General features: G+C 40.0%; 13 protein-coding genes and 1 tRNA gene. 5 read left to right on the top strand and 9 right to left on the bottom strand.

The window, feature by feature from the left end:
* The first annotated feature begins 547 nt into the window (after positions 1-547).
* Complete coding sequence (locus ACT29I_RS09225) at positions 548-2,776, top strand: SpoIIE family protein phosphatase (RefSeq protein ID WP_444793255.1); 2,229 nt, start codon at positions 548-550, stop codon at positions 2,774-2,776.
* A 223-nt stretch (positions 2,777-2,999) separates the two neighbouring features.
* Positions 3,000-3,458, top strand: a complete 459-nt coding sequence (locus ACT29I_RS09220; protein WP_430932170.1) for a hypothetical protein — start codon at positions 3,000-3,002, stop codon at positions 3,456-3,458.
* Between the two features lie 87 nt (positions 3,459-3,545).
* On the opposite strand, the gene ACT29I_RS09215 is transcribed toward ACT29I_RS09220, so the two are convergent.
* Positions 3,546-4,211 carry a metallophosphoesterase family protein gene (locus ACT29I_RS09215; protein WP_444793254.1) on the bottom strand — a complete coding sequence of 222 codons (666 nt, stop codon included), beginning with the start codon at positions 4,209-4,211 and terminating at the stop codon, positions 3,546-3,548.
* 580 nt (positions 4,212-4,791) lie between these two features.
* Complete coding sequence (locus ACT29I_RS09210) at positions 4,792-5,499, bottom strand: hypothetical protein (RefSeq protein ID WP_444793253.1); 708 nt, start codon at positions 5,497-5,499, stop codon at positions 4,792-4,794.
* 214 nt (positions 5,500-5,713) lie between these two features.
* Here ACT29I_RS09210 and ACT29I_RS09205 point away from each other — a divergent pair, with 214 nt between their 5' ends.
* Positions 5,714-5,911: a hypothetical protein gene (locus tag ACT29I_RS09205; protein WP_444793252.1), complete on the top strand. Its 198-nt coding sequence runs from the start codon at positions 5,714-5,716 to the stop codon at positions 5,909-5,911.
* 9 nt (positions 5,912-5,920) lie between these two features.
* On the opposite strand, the gene ACT29I_RS09200 is transcribed toward ACT29I_RS09205, so the two are convergent.
* Positions 5,921-6,229 carry a hypothetical protein gene (locus tag ACT29I_RS09200; protein WP_444793251.1) on the bottom strand — a complete coding sequence of 103 codons (309 nt, stop codon included), beginning with the start codon at positions 6,227-6,229 and terminating at the stop codon, positions 5,921-5,923.
* Positions 6,230-6,400: 171 nt separating this feature from the next.
* Here ACT29I_RS09200 and ACT29I_RS09195 point away from each other — a divergent pair, with 171 nt between their 5' ends.
* On the top strand, positions 6,401-6,856 hold the full coding sequence (locus ACT29I_RS09195) for an OsmC family protein (protein WP_430932182.1): 456 nt from the start codon (positions 6,401-6,403) through the stop codon (positions 6,854-6,856).
* 185 nt (positions 6,857-7,041) lie between these two features.
* On the opposite strand, the gene ACT29I_RS09190 is transcribed toward ACT29I_RS09195, so the two are convergent.
* A tRNA-Gln gene (locus ACT29I_RS09190) sits at positions 7,042-7,114 on the bottom strand.
* Positions 7,115-7,965: 851 nt separating this feature from the next.
* On the opposite strand from ACT29I_RS09190, the gene ACT29I_RS09185 reads away from it, so the two are divergent.
* Positions 7,966-10,854 carry a glycosyltransferase family 117 protein gene (locus tag ACT29I_RS09185; protein ID WP_444793250.1) on the top strand — a complete coding sequence of 963 codons (2,889 nt, stop codon included), beginning with the start codon at positions 7,966-7,968 and terminating at the stop codon, positions 10,852-10,854.
* A 142-nt stretch (positions 10,855-10,996) separates the two neighbouring features.
* Here the strand turns inward: ACT29I_RS09185 and ACT29I_RS09180 are convergent, their stop codons facing one another.
* From ACT29I_RS09180 to ACT29I_RS09160, 5 genes are read right to left on the bottom strand one after another with little or no spacing between them, the layout of a single operon-like run.
* Positions 10,997-12,481, bottom strand: coding sequence for a plastocyanin/azurin family copper-binding protein (locus ACT29I_RS09180; protein WP_444793249.1), 1,485 nt, complete (start codon positions 12,479-12,481; stop codon positions 10,997-10,999).
* Between the two features lie 19 nt (positions 12,482-12,500).
* Positions 12,501-13,430 (bottom strand): DUF5777 family beta-barrel protein, encoded by a 930-nt coding sequence (locus tag ACT29I_RS09175; protein WP_430933609.1) that lies wholly within the window; start codon positions 13,428-13,430, stop codon positions 12,501-12,503.
* A complete protein-coding gene (locus ACT29I_RS09170; protein ID WP_444793248.1) occupies positions 13,417-13,965 on the bottom strand; it encodes a YceI family protein in 549 nt (182 codons plus the stop codon). Before ACT29I_RS09170 ends, ACT29I_RS09175 begins: the two co-directional genes overlap by 14 nt.
* Before the next feature lie 17 nt (positions 13,966-13,982).
* Positions 13,983-14,339, bottom strand: coding sequence for a c-type cytochrome (locus tag ACT29I_RS09165; RefSeq protein WP_430933607.1), 357 nt, complete (start codon positions 14,337-14,339; stop codon positions 13,983-13,985).
* Positions 14,332-14,739: an OB-fold protein gene (locus ACT29I_RS09160; protein ID WP_444793247.1), complete on the bottom strand. Its 408-nt coding sequence runs from the start codon at positions 14,737-14,739 to the stop codon at positions 14,332-14,334. The genes ACT29I_RS09165 and ACT29I_RS09160 overlap by 8 nt, the downstream gene beginning before the upstream one ends.
* Between the last annotated feature and the right edge of the window lie 2 nt (positions 14,740-14,741).

Genomic DNA, 14,741 nt, shown 5'->3' with positions numbered 1-14,741 from the left:
CTGTTGTTATACTTCACGTTAAAAGGTGATGTTTTAAATAGGATATTGAACAAAATTGGCAAATAATTATAAACATTGTAAGTCAGCAGCTCTACTATAGACTATACTGCAACCACCAATTAAACCATCTCCCACCTCCTTCTTTTTACCCCTCCAAACCTCCCCTAAAGTGGAGGCTGAAGTCCCCTTTAGGGGATTTAGGGGTATTATCAAAGGCAAACTGCTTACAAATTGAAAGTTTCTCAAAAATACTTATGCATTTTCACACACACACTTTTGAAGGAGGAGTACCGACTCCCGTCTTGTAAAATATTGCGGGTTCAATATTACAACTTTCCGAACACTTATGAGCGTTGCCCCAACTTTCGAAATAATGCCTTTCAGCCTTATGATATTTACCATTGATTCGAATTCTTAAATTATTGGTTTTTTAAATGCCAGGAATATGGGCTTCCTCCAAGGGCTTTTTCTAAAGAGAAAAACTTACTAACTTGGACAAATCCGTAAAGTAATGCCCGGATAGTACCGTTACGATAATATACACAATATGAGTAGTACTAGTATACCCAAATTTATTGGTTTAAGAATATATCTCACCTCAACCATCTTGTATTTGTTTTTGGTGATGCCGTTTATAGGATTCCTGATATTTCAGAACCTGCCCGATATTATAAAAGAATCAAGATTTCCTGGAAAGAGAATGCCGATGAAGGAAGGCCGACCGCCAGTCATCAGGGACTCTGTTCTATTGGATGTGATGGGCAAAAGGGAAGGTGTTGCACAAATGGAACAACACTATAAACAAATGGCGGATTCCATTGCAGCAGCCATGGAGCCTGCTGCCAGAAACCATCCCGGAGAGCGGAAGCATAACAATAAACAAGATTACCTAATGCTGTTTTTTTTCTGGTATTTTAACGTTCTGTTGGGGTGTTATTTACTGGGGCTTGCTTTTAATAGGCCCTTTAAGATATATCTGCGCCGAAAAAGAAAGCAAAAGCCAATTGGCAACAGACTGCAATGGTATTGTAAAAAACTTATCCTAAAAACACCCCGGATCAATGGCATAATTTTATTGCTGCCGCACCTAGCCAGCCATACCTTTGCCTTGTATATCCTGTTGTCGGAAAAAATCTTCATGAAGGAGATAGAGCGCAATATTTTTCAGAACTTCTTCTATGTGTCTGCCGTAGCTGCTTTTCTTACGGTACTCTTTGTTTACTTCTGGCAAAAAAACAGGGTGCGCTTAACCTATATCGAGCATTTCTATAGCAAAGAAGAACTCAGGCAACGTATATTCCGTTACAGAAGTGGTAAGATTGGCCGGCAATTGTGGTTTGCCAATGCCTTAACCACCTTTTTTCCATTGGCTATTGTGGGCCTGTATATTGTGCTGAGCCTGACCTCGGTGGAGAGCCTTGGGATTTCTGAGTTGAGCCCGGAACAAAAAAAGGTGATGCTGGGCAATTGGAATGATTCGGTTAACATGTTATCAGGGACAATAGACATAGGTAACCATGCCGATTATTATTATGTGAACGCCATAGATACCATCGTTATGTTTTTGGGAATTGGCACAGGGATTCTGGTTTCCATCATGTATATATTCCTGATTGTAAAATGGACCACCCGCAGTATTGTGAACCCGGTGCATGAGCTCCTGCTGAACATGAAAAAGATCCGGTCGGACGGGATTACCGATTTTACGATTGTGCGAAGCAATGACGAGGTAGGTGAACTGGCCGAGGGTTATAATGTCATGATACAAAAGATTAAAAACTATATATCCAGTATTTCGCAGATGAACGCGGAGCTGGAAGATAAAGTGGTGGAAAGAACCCGTGAGATTGCCAAGCAGAAAGAAGAAATAGAGGACCAGAAAGAGGAGATAGAGACCCAGCTGGAGCTCGTTATTAGGCAGAAAGATACCATTGAAGCCCAGCAGCAGCAGATACTCGACAGTATCCGTTATGCCAAGCGGATCCAGACCGCCATCATGCCACCTGAAGACTTGCTGCAAAACGCCTTCTGTGATCATTTTGTGTTAAACAACCCGCGCGATATTGTTAGCGGTGACTTTTACTGGAACGTGAAAAAGGACAATAAGTTGTTTATCGCCGTGGCTGATTGCACGGGGCATGGCGTGCCGGGAGCCTTTTTGAGCATACTGGGCATTTCCTATCTCAACGAGATTGTTAGTGTCAACAATTACGATGCCAGCGAGATTTTAGGGCGGATGAGGGAGGCTTTAATATTTTCGTTACACCAGAAAGGAAAAGAAGGAGAGGCCCGGGACGGACTGGAAATAGCCTTGTGTATCCTCGACCTGGAAAATAATACCCTGCAATATGCCGGGGCTAACCGGCCGCTGTACCTTGTGCGGAAGAACCATAACGGACAAAGCAACGAGGAGAAACCAAATAGCAACCTGCAGGTGATCAGGCAAGGTGATTATAGGATGTTAAAATACCGGCCTGACAGTATGCCGATTGGTATCTATTACGATGCTGTTTCACCTTTTACCAATAATGATATAACCGTTCAGCCCGGAGACTCGTTTTATCTGTTTACCGATGGTTATGTCGACCAGATAGGAGGCCCTAAGCGTAAAACCTATCGCGTGAAATATTTCCGCGAACTCTTATTTGCCATTCAGGATAAAAAAATGAGCGAACAAAGGGAGATACTGCAACAGAATATTAAGAAGTGGCAGGGAGAACTGGTGCAGACGGATGATATCCTTGTGCTGGGGGTAAAAATTGGACCTGAGAGTTAGTGCCGTTAATGGGTAAAGAATTCAGGACGGATAACAAAAAGATAAAAAAAATGCGTCACCTTAATTTAGTTTTTCTTTTTTTTACGCTTCGATTGTTAATTTACTAAATCGTATTACAACAGCTAGCACGGACTTGCAGTGTGTACAGAAAATAATACTTGGAAGGTCCAGGATAAGTGTTGAATAATTAATTTTCAGCTATTTTTAAAAAATAAAAAGAAGAATGGAGATCATAGCGCCCAAAAACAGACACAGCATTAAAGAAAACAATAAAACATTTAATGCCTTTGTACATTTTAACCGGTTTTTGGCTGAGTTAAGAACAAACAACTTACCGAACGGGATAATTGATTCGATTAACGGAATTATAGAGCGTTTTAATGGATTATCTGATTCGGGAGTTGACTACAGAAGGCAGATCGCAAAAATGCAATCGAGGATTTATACGCTACTAGAAAAAGAACTCGGACTTGTGCCCAAAGGTTATTATAAGCATAAATGGTTAGCCGTTGGCATGGTTGCCTTTGGTATTCCCATTGGTGTTGTTATCGGAGCCATTATTGGCAATGTGGGTTTGCTGGGAGTTGGTCTCCCCATTGGCCTGGTTATTGGGGCAGTGATTGGTTCTCAAAAAGATAAAAAAGCATTGAGCGAAGGAAAGCAGCTTGATATAAAAATGTAATTTGCTGACTTTTGAGTTTGTCTTTGGGAACCATCTGAGCGTCCGAAAAAATCAAGGGGTATAAAAAAAATTATACGGAAGAATGACTTACACCGAGTAAATAGTTCTTGAGAAGATATCCAAAGCCGTTAATTTTCCACAGCCCGGTATATGCTTATAAACACATCCTGTATCTAAATTGATCACTTGTGCCCCTTTTTCTATGGTCCATTTGCAAGTGTTGAAAGTAATTGGCGTATGTCCATGAATAATGGTTTTTCCCTGAAAGATCGGATTGGTGTAGTTTCCGTTTCTTGTCCACAGCATCTGATGTTTCTCGTTCAAGGGATTTGTGCTTTGGTCATCAAACCCGGCATGCACAAAAAGATAGTCCCGATAGCTATAATAATATTCCAACCCCTGAAAAAAGTTCCAATATTGGGTAGGCAGATTAACGGTTGCGCCTAATCCAAAACTATGTAACGTTTCCCTTCCGCCATTATACAACCATAGGGGAATATACCGGTCCTCGGTAAATGCGTCTATCAGCATTTGCTCGTGGTTGCCTTTCAATGGGACAATATCATACTTCATGGCCATTAAATGCAATATATAGTCAACCACCTCTTTGCTTTGCGTACCCCTGTCTATATAATCGCCCAGAAAGACCAGTCTGTCAGCCTTTGTAACTCGTATCTTTTCTTCGACAAGCCTTTTTAAAGACCCAAAGCAGCCGTGAATATCCCCTATGGCTATAATTCTGATTGGCATCATGGTATACTTTTGCGTTCGATAGGATTTATGCAAGAGAAGTTACGGAAAAATTGGATATCATCCACGTCACTGTAAGTTTATCCCGGATTATGCATTGGAGGTTCGTCGTGAGCATTGAAAGTGCAATCTTACTAGGTTTTCATTGTTATGGTGAGTTGAAGTGAAGCAGCGGAGTGTCTTGTTTTGAAACAATTTTAATGTGTAATAGATTTTCTAATGCATAATGCGGGTTTAATAGGTCCTGTGGATAGTTGGCGTGGTTCTAAAAGTTATTCATGCTTTCCTCCTTATAAAACAAAGCATCCACCGACTTTCTTATGCTGTCCTCCCCAGGGAGGACGGGGGGTTTCTATGGGAGGACATGGTATATCGCCGGGAGGATAATGGTAAACAGAGGGAGGGTGAGGAAAATTTGACGGAGGGCAGGACTCATGTTGGGAGGGAAAACCAAAAAACAGGGAGGATAATCATAGGAGCCCATCCCTTTGCTGCGGCAAAGTACTTCCCCCGGTTTCAAGACCGAGGGAAGAATTTAAAGTTTACTTTGAGAGATATAATAACTTTTTAGTCGAAAGCTATTTTAATGTTTCTTGTCTCGATTGTACTTACTGATATACCCTTGTATGCGTTTTTCATCGCGCCAGAACAGGTATTTACCGCAATCCCTGATTTCATCCACCATTTCTTTCAGCAAGGTGTACATTTGGTTTCGGATGGTGAGGGTTTCATTGGATTCCCTTTTTTCACCATTGGCCAGGGCACGCAGGTCGGCCATTTCACCGCTTAAAGTATCGGCGGTTTCAATTAATGAGGCATCAAAATGAATGGCTGTTAACTCATCCGGATATTTACGGGCCAGTGCGGCCTCATCGCTTAAATCCTGTATCATATCTGCATTGCCAGCGTCTTCTGCAATATCAGCTACTACTTGCAAAGCATTTTCGTTTTTGCGGTAAGCATAGCGGAAGGTGTGAAGCAAGCGGTCTCGCAGGTCAAAAGCCAGGCGTGCCTCATTGGCCCATCGTTCTTCGGCATCTTTTCGGGCCTGTAATTCCGTCATCCACAGGCTTTGGGCATACCTGCATGCATCGGTGGCTGACTGAAGTTTCTCAAAGATACGCTCAGTAAGACCAGCTTGTATTAAATCATCTTTGTCTTTGCTGGCCCATACATACAGGTCTTCAGCTTCTTGCAGGTAAATGCCTATGGGCATGTAAGGTTTTTTTAATCTCTCATCGGTAACAGCTTGTGCTTCCGGTAAAATTGCGTCATACGAATTTTTCGACATAATTTTATATTTTAGAGGTTTATACTGCAGATAACCTTGGGCCTGCCTCTGCCGGAACTGTTCGTCAAAACTCAACCGGTGGAGAACCGGCCTTTGGGTTATCTGTTTGTTAAAAATGAATGGATAATATACTATATTATTATGAACAAAACAAATAATATAGCTCTATGATGATTGGTTTTCCGATTAATCAGGTCTTTTATTCTATTTTTCAATGGCATCATGGCCTTTGATAAAAGTCTATCGCAATTCATCGCTTAATGAATATTCTGCAACGAACTTGTCATTCGAAGATGGCCTTGTAGAGGTTGATGCTTCGATAAAAGAATCAAATTTTATGCGTGCTTACCACAATTACAAGAAAGGGGACTTTACTAGGTGGAGAGAGGAAATGGAAAAAGTGATTGCATAAAAATGGCGATCACACCGTATAAATGATTTTAGAGAAGATATCCAAAGCGGTTAGTTTACCACAGCCCGGTCTATCCTTATACACACAGCCTGTATCTAAATTGATCACTTGTGCCCCTTTTTCTATGGTCCATTTGCAAGTGTTGAAAGTAATTGGCGTATGTCCATGAATAATGGTTTTTCCCTGAAAGATCGGATTGGTGTAGTTTCCCTTTCTTGTCCACAGCATCTGATGTTTCTCGTTCAAGGGATTTGTGCTTTGGTCATCAAACCCGGCATGCACAAAAAGATAGTCCCGATAGCTATAATAATATTCCAACCCCGGAAAAAAGTTGCAATATTGCGGGTTTATAAATGATGTGAGTCGCGGCGACGATTACATCAAGCCAAATACAAATTTATGCATGAATCAAAATTTGACGCCAAAATCCTTTGATAAGTGCATATAATTAACAATATTTATACAGCTTAATAATTAAAATTTAATACAATGGCAGATATAAAATTTAGAGTACATGCGCATAGTGAAAATGCCACCAAAACAGTTGTAAAAGCAAGAGGTTTTGAAATGATCATTGATGAACCGGCTAACCTGGGAGGCACCGACGAAGGTGCAAATCCTGTTGAATATGTTCTGGCTGCTTATTCTGGCTGTATTAATGTGATGGCACACATTGTAGCTAAAGAACTTGGTTTTGAGTTGCGCGGCATGGAAATTAAACTTGCGGGAACGCTGAATCCGGCTCGTTTGTTTGGTCAGTCGTTTGAAGAGAGGGCCGGTTACAAATCCATTGAGTTGACCATGATCCCTGATTGCGATGCGGATGATGCTACCTTGGAAAAATGGAAGGAAGCCGTTTGTGACCGTTGCCCCGTTTCTGACAACCTTAAAAATATAACACCTATCGAAGTTAAACTAAAGCAATACAAGAAAAGTTTGTCTTAACCGGACCGCAAGCTAAACTGTAGCCTGTTTTTTATAGCCTGCGTACAGTAAGGCTTTATCATTATTCCCCAAGCTACCCGGCAAAAAGGAAGAAAAACAACAAAGATATATTCCGGCTATTATTAGATTAAAGCGGATGTTTGTTAAAAAAAAAGGTTGAAACCGTAAGATTTCAACCTTTTTTGTTGTCCCATTAGGGCTCGAACCTAAACTCTTCTGGACCAAAACCAGACGTGTTGCCAATTACACCATGGGACAATCCTCATATCTTTCTTTTCGAAAGCGATGCAAAAGTACATCTTTTTTTAATACCCGCAAATATTTTTTTTATTTTTTTATTGACGCTTAAAACCGGGCTGAAAAATAATACAATTATTTTACTGAATCTCTTTTATTTAAAGGCCGATGTGCAAGTATTTTTTTTTTCATTATTAAATAATCGACATTAACCCTTAGGCGCTTACAGGGCAAAACTAAACAACAAGTTGTTAGAATTGCTTTTTCTGCTTGCGGTTTTATTTATGCAAAGTTCCAGGTTGGGCCACCGACCTCCGCACAGGGCTTGAATCCCACTTATTGAAGTTGATGAAAGAACAGAAATCCCGTCTTGGAACTTGTAAGGTTTTGGAATCCAAATCCAGCAAGGTTCTTATAACGGGAGGGTTCATTCTGTTCCATCGATAATACATTAGTGGGTAAGCACTAAAGTGCAGTCGGTAGTCTGTCTGGGACTTGCTACAGGAGTCTTTTTTGTTTACCTGTCTGCCCTGTCCGTTCCTTACAGACGGGCAACAGGCAGGCTTTTTTTTGGCTGCAGAAAAATAGTAAAAGCCCCTGCGGCCAGAGCAGGTTATAGTTGTTTTGTATGAGTAACAGATGTTTTGAGTTAAAGTTTTTTTGCATCGTCAGCTTTCCCCGAAAGGCCTTTTAATATGGAGAAAAACTTATTACCTTTCCGCGAATATTCTGCTTTTTTTGGCAGAACATCCCAATAAGCTAGCCAGGTAAGCACTCGCGATAATGGTCGGGATAGGCTTGGACAAACAAAAGCCTGTTTGGTTCTGGTTTGAGCAGGTTGGGTATACTTGTCTTTTAAGCCGTCGTATTTTATGGAGCGTTCTTATTTATTAAATTCCTGGATCAAACGAATTGCTGGTGTTTTTGTTTTTGTCATCAGTTTGGCCATATATCTTGTTACCTTATCTCCAACCCTTAATTTTTGGGATTGCGGCGAGTTCATTGCCTGCGCCAACGGACTAGAGATAGGTCATGCACCGGGGGCGCCTCTGTATTTGATGGTAGCCAGAATATTTTCGCTGTTTGTTGCTTCCCATCAGGTAGCCTATAGTCTCAATATATTGTCGGCCATTGCATCGTCACTTACTGTTTGGCTGTTATATGCCACAACAATCATCATATTAAACAAAGTAACCTCCCGCATAAATTCTTATCGGATAATATTTTCTGCGGTGGTAACTTCACTTGCTTTTGCTTTCACAGATACCTTTTGGTTCTCTGCGGTAGAAGCGGAAGTTTACGCGATTTCCTTATTGTTTACGGCATTTACCATTTGGGCGGTACTACGTTGGGAAAATTCGCTCCCAGACCCAAACGCCCATCGCTGGCTACTGCTTATTGCATTTTCCATGGGGCTTTCGGTTGGCGTGCACCTTCTTAACTTACTGGTTATACCGGTGGTAGTTTATTGGGTTTTTGTAAAGCTAATGGATGTAAAATACAAACATATTTGGGGTTTCCTGGTTGGAATCACTTTATTGCTTGCCATCCAATTTCTAATTATTCATAATGGCTTGTTTCTCGCCAAAAAACTTGAATTGTTATTTGTAAATATTTTTCATTTACCAGTGCACGCAGGATTGATTACCTTCATGGCATTATTTTTTGGTGTTCTTTTATGCGGAATAATCTTGACCGGAAAGAAACACACAGTCCTTCATTTTATTTTTGTGGCATCATTTTTCTTTGCTTTAGGCACCACCAGTTATACGATGGTTATTGTCCGCGCGAATGCCCAAACCGCCATTAACTTAAACAATCCGTCCCATGTTTTTTCATTGGAGTCATTTATTAACAGAAAGCAATATGGGGAACGTCCGTTAATTAAAGGAGCTTGGTTTGGTGCCAAATCTACCGGCATAGCGTCCACGTTTAATTATCGATTGGATGAAAATGGAAATTATGAACGTTTTGCAGAGGATGACAGGTACGTGTATCCTTCCGGCGACAAGAGCTTTTTGCAAAGAATGTACAGTTCGCAGAAACACCATATCAGCGGATATCATTTTTGGAGTGGATCGGAAGATGGTGAAAAGCCTACCTTTTTTCACCAACTGCAGTATTTGTTCAAATACCAATTGGGCCACATGTATTTCCGGTATTTTCTGTGGAATTTCTCTGGCCGTCAAAATCATTATCAGGGGCATGGAGATTTCCTCAATGGCAATTTTACAACCGGGTTTAAGTTTATCGACCAGCAATTTTTAGGGGACCGCCAATATCTGCATACCAAAGAGCTCAGCAGTGCGACAGGCAACAACTATTTGATGATCCCCTTGCTTTTTGGCATAGCAGGGTTTCTCTTTCTGATCAGAAAAAGGCATTGGCCCTTACTTTATTTGTTGGGTTCGTTGTTTATACTGACCGGAGCAGCAATTGCTTTTTATCTGAACCAACCCCCCTTTGAACCTCGCGAAAGAGACTATGTTTATGTGGGCAGTTTCTATGCATTCTCTGTGTTTATTGGGCTAGGCATCTGGGATCTATTGCAAAAACTAAAACAGCTTTCCCCTTCGAAACTAACGGATGCGATAGCTTCATTTGCCATTTTACTGGCCTTGCCGGGATTGTTGCTGGCCAATAATTATAACGATCACGATAGAAGTGACAGAACACTGGCCCGCGATTTGGCCGTATCATATCTCGAGAGCTGCGAGCCCAACGCTATTCTTTTCACGTATGGCGACAACGATACATACCCCCTTTGGTATATACAGGAAGTGGAGGGTGTTAGAAAAGATGTAAGAGTGGTAAATATTGGGCTACTGTCGGCAGATTGGTATATTTATCAGCAAACCATTGCCCGGGATGAGGCTAAGCCGTTGAACTTTACTGTGCCATTGAAAAGATATAAAAAAGGGGAAATGGATTATGCAGCCGTTGTGGATCAACAGGCTGAATGGATGCATTTAAAAGAAGGACTGGAATTTTTGGCAGATACCTCCAGGTCAGGACAGCTTTTGACAAACGGTTCAAACAAAATTGATTTTATACCCAGGAGCTTTCGGGTCGCCGATAATTTTAGCGCTTTTTTATCTATCGAAAAAAACTATCTGATGAAAGGTGAAATCGCCTTATTGGATATCGTTGCCACCAATTATCCGCAAAGGCCAGTTTACTTTGCCAATGGAACGCCAACAACTTCAATGTTAGGGTTCGATAGATTTATTCAGCCTTATGGTATTGTTTCTAAATTGGTTTTGGACAGTACAAAAATTGACACTGAGGAATTATACCAACTGTTCAAAAACAAGATAAATATTTCCATACCCCAACGGAGTTGGTGGGATGAAACCTGCATGAATGCTATTGGTATTTCAGATTTACAAAATACGGGCATTGCATTGGCGAATAAATTAATTGCGGAAGGTGAATCTAAAAAAGCGCAAACAATCCTGCTTAAATTTCTTCCCATTACTTCACTTCCGAACTTTGAATTATCCACAAATGATATCCGCTGGACGCAAACATTATTTAGTGCAGACTTAAATAAGGAAGCCATAGCATATTTGGAGAAAATAACGTACTCAGCGGTACAAAATTTTTATTTCTATATTTATTCCCAACAATATCTGGGGGGTAACATGTTGCACTATGCCAAAGAAGAGCAAGATTATTTAAAGGAACTATATAATCTCGCCAAAGAGCACAGTATTACCGAGATAGAGCTTGCCATAGAGCCTTACTTAAACGCATTTTAGTAAGAAATAATCTTTGATGGAACAGAAAAAACAATGGAAAGAAATAATACCACTTTTTGTCTGTCACAATAAAAATCCCGAAACCTGACAATATTGTCAAATTTCAGGATTTTAATCTCAGTCTAAGCAAGTGTAATTTGTTTTACTTTTTAATGAATTTGAATTGGTACCTTTGGCTATCCGTAACAATTTGTAATTGATAGTATCCCCCAATCAATTCGCTGGTTTCAATCTTATTCGTTTCAGAAACCTCAGCATTTTTTGATTTGACAAGACTTCCTGCTGAATTGTAAATGTTTATGGTGATTTCCTTTCCAAAATCTTCTTCAATTTTAAAAAACAAGGTGTTTTCAGTCGGATTAGGGTAACAAAGCAATTTAGCTTTCTTAGCCAACTGTCCTTCAATACTTGTAACTGTTGTTACAGTGACCGTACCTACCATTCCAAAATCAACATGCGGGTCGCACTGGTAATCATAAGTTCCCGGCGTTGTAAACTGGTATGCGTAGGTCCAATCACCCGATGCGGCTTCTCCGTTTCCAAAAGATTCCGGATTATCCGGATAGGTATCCTGGCTTCCATTAACATTATGAGATCCTTCTATCTGCATCCATTTAACTACGTCTCCGGCCTTAATGATTACATCTTTAGGCGTGAAGTTTCCGTTCGACACAACAACTTCATGAAAAGTAGATGAAGTTTCTACAACCGTAATCGTACCTACCATTCCAAAAGCAACATGCGGATCGCACTGGTAATCAAAAGCTCCCGGTGTTGTAAACTGGTATGCGTAATTCCAATCACCCGATGCGGCTTCTCCGTTTCCAAAAGATTCCGCATTATCCGGATAAGTATCCTGGGTTCCATTAACATTATGAGATCCTTCTATCTGCATCCATTTAACTACGTCTCCGGCCTTAATGATTACATCTTTAGGCGTGAAGTTTCCGTTGGACACAACAACTTCATGAAAAGTAGATGAAGTTTCTACAACTGTAATCGTACCTACCATTCCAAAAGCAACATGTGGATCGCACTGGTAATCAAAAGCTCCCGGTGTTGTAAACTGGTATGAATAATTCCAATCACCCGATGCGGCTTCTCCGTTTCCAAAAGATTCCGCATTATCCGGATAGGTATCCTGGGTTCCATTAACATTATGAGATCCTTCTATCTGCATCCATTTAACTACGTCTCCGGCCTTAATGATTACATCTTTAGGCGTGAAGTTGCCGTTGGACACAATAACTTCATGAAAAGTAGATGAAGTTTCTACAACCGTAATCGTACCTACCATTCCAAAAGCAACATGTGGGTCGCACTGATAATCAAAAGCTCCCGGTGTTGTAAACTGGTATGAATAATTCCAATCACCCGATGCGGCTTCTCCGTTTCCAAAAGATTCCGCATTATCCGGATAGGTATCCTGGGTTCCATTAACATTATGAGATCCTTCTATCTGCATCCATTTAACTACGTCTCCGGCCTTAATGATTACATCTTTAGGCGTGAAGTTGCCGTTGGACACAATAACTTCATGAGTTTCCGCTTGCATTAATAAAGGACTTAAAAAAGAAAAAGCTAGCAAAACCATTCTAAAATTCTTAAAGCAGTAAAGTTGTTTCATAATTATTGATTTTTAGTTGTTATAAGGTTTTCTTTCTAAATTCTTTTGGCTTTTTGAGCGTAAATACCCGGCTAACATTAAATCCGAAATGAATATCCCCATTACCCCAGCTTCCTGTGTTTTCTCCAATAAGATATTTTTCCGTCATACCGCGGCTATTGGTAAGGTGTAGTTGAAAAACGTGACCACCGGTTTCAAGATCAATTCCAAGGGATAGCGAATTTCGTACTTTGAGACCAGCAATATCACTGGATATTTGTCCATCAGGTATAAAGAAATATTCGGCATTGAAACGCAAAGAGTTTGTGATTTTTATGGATGTTCCAGTCCCAACAGATACAATACTATTCTGATCTTCCGTGGCGGGCACCAGGTTGCGGTGCACTACAGTGGGCATAAGCTGCAGAGATACAGTTTCTCCAAACTTTCGTGCCAGGAGAAGGGAATAATGATAAGCTATACGGGAAGAGGAAATATTATCTCTATCAGGATTACTCCATTCGCTTGTATTAATGTATACCGTACCTACTGCAGTAGCAGTGAAGGGGAAGTTTTTAAAGCCGGTTTGCTGTCTAAGGAACTTCCATTTAAAAGTACCATCTATGGTCTTTTGAAATGACGCCCTCCCAATTCCAATATTTATTTGATCTGTAAGTCCGTAATCGAATCCCAAACGTATTGTGGCATTATCCAGTCCATATAAATTTCTCCAACCTGAATTAATGGGGCCAAAGCGATGTCCAATCGTAAAGTTCAAAACACCTTCTGCATTGGTTTCTATAGAATGTCCGCTTACAATTCTGGTGCTTTTAAAAGTAGCAATGGTGTAATTTATTGCAGAATCTTCCTGGGCATTTAAAAGTCCTAATAAGTCTTCCTGTGCTTTAACGCTATAGGAAACCAACACGAATAGTACTCCAACTGTAAGGAGAGTTTTACATTTCTTCATAAACCATATTTACTTTAATTTCTATATTATCTGCAATATTTTTACGAACAGCAGATGGTACTTTAATTTCGTATTCTTGTATATCGATGATAAATGCCGCCTTACCTTCAATATTCCCATTTTTATCTTTCATAAGTGTTGCGGGAATACTTACATCCTTAGTCACTCCATGTATGCTTAATTTTCCTGAAACAATAATATCGGCTGGTTTTGAACCAAGTTTAAATGAATCAAAGTCTTTGATATTTCCTTTGAAACTGGCTTTGGGGTAAAGATGACTTTCTACATATTTTTCATTAAAATGCTCTTGCATCAGCGCTTTTTCGAAGGTGAAGGCCTTCATTAAAAGAGTAAATGCCATCCCTCCATTCTCAAGATCAATGACTCCTGAAACCTGATTGTTATAAGCTTCAATGTTTTCTAACGGAGTTGCTGAGAAAAAACTAATTGACCCCGTACGTGTAAGATATTTTTGCGCGTGCGTTAAGGTTATACTACATATACAAATCAGAACTAAAACTGTAATGTTTTTCATTTCATTTGTGTTTTTTATTAGTTATTAGGAGCTCCATCATCTAACCAGGCTTTAATTAATTCAAGTTCTTTGTCCGACAAACTTCCTTCGGGAGGCATATCCTTTTGTACTAAAACTCTTTGTCTGAAAGAACCATTATCAACCTTTGTTTTTACTCCGTCATAGTCATCAAAAAAACCGTTAGCAAAACCTCCCTGAGTATGGCAGGATATACAACTCATTTGTATAATGGGAGATATGTCGGTTGAATAACTCACTTCTGTAGGTTCAACTATTTTTATTCCGTACAGTTCCTCTTCGTTATTGAACTCACAGGAAGATGTTACTAAAATGAGCAGAAAGCCTGTTGTAAATACTTTTATTATTTTATTCATATTCTATATTGCAATTGTTTAATACTACGTCCATGAGATATCCCTGGCATCTACCTTTAATGGATATCATATCTCCCTTGGATACTCCTTTTATTTCATGATTAAAAGAACAGTTTATGCCACCCGCAAGTGAATTGTCAGCTGTTAGAATAATGCTGGAATATTCCTTGCTAATTTCAAGCTTTTCAACTTTTCCTTCCACAAGTATAACTTTGTTCAGATACTTTGCATTAGCTTCTTGTTCTTGGGTTTCAAATACTTCATAAAGCATCGTGGCTGCTATTGTATAATCCGCTTTAACTTTTTCCAGTCCTCCTACTTTTTTATTAAAAAGATAGAAACCAACGCCACTCCCGACCAGCGTCATAATGATTACAATTAGAATTACTGTTTTCTTCATGA

This window comes from Saccharicrinis sp. GN24d3, from assembly GCF_052400645.1.
Taxonomy (GTDB): Bacteria; Bacteroidota; Bacteroidia; order Bacteroidales; family Marinilabiliaceae; genus Saccharicrinis.
The sequence above is the reverse complement of the archived record's forward strand: the minus strand, read 5'-3'. Positions and strand labels throughout refer to the sequence as shown.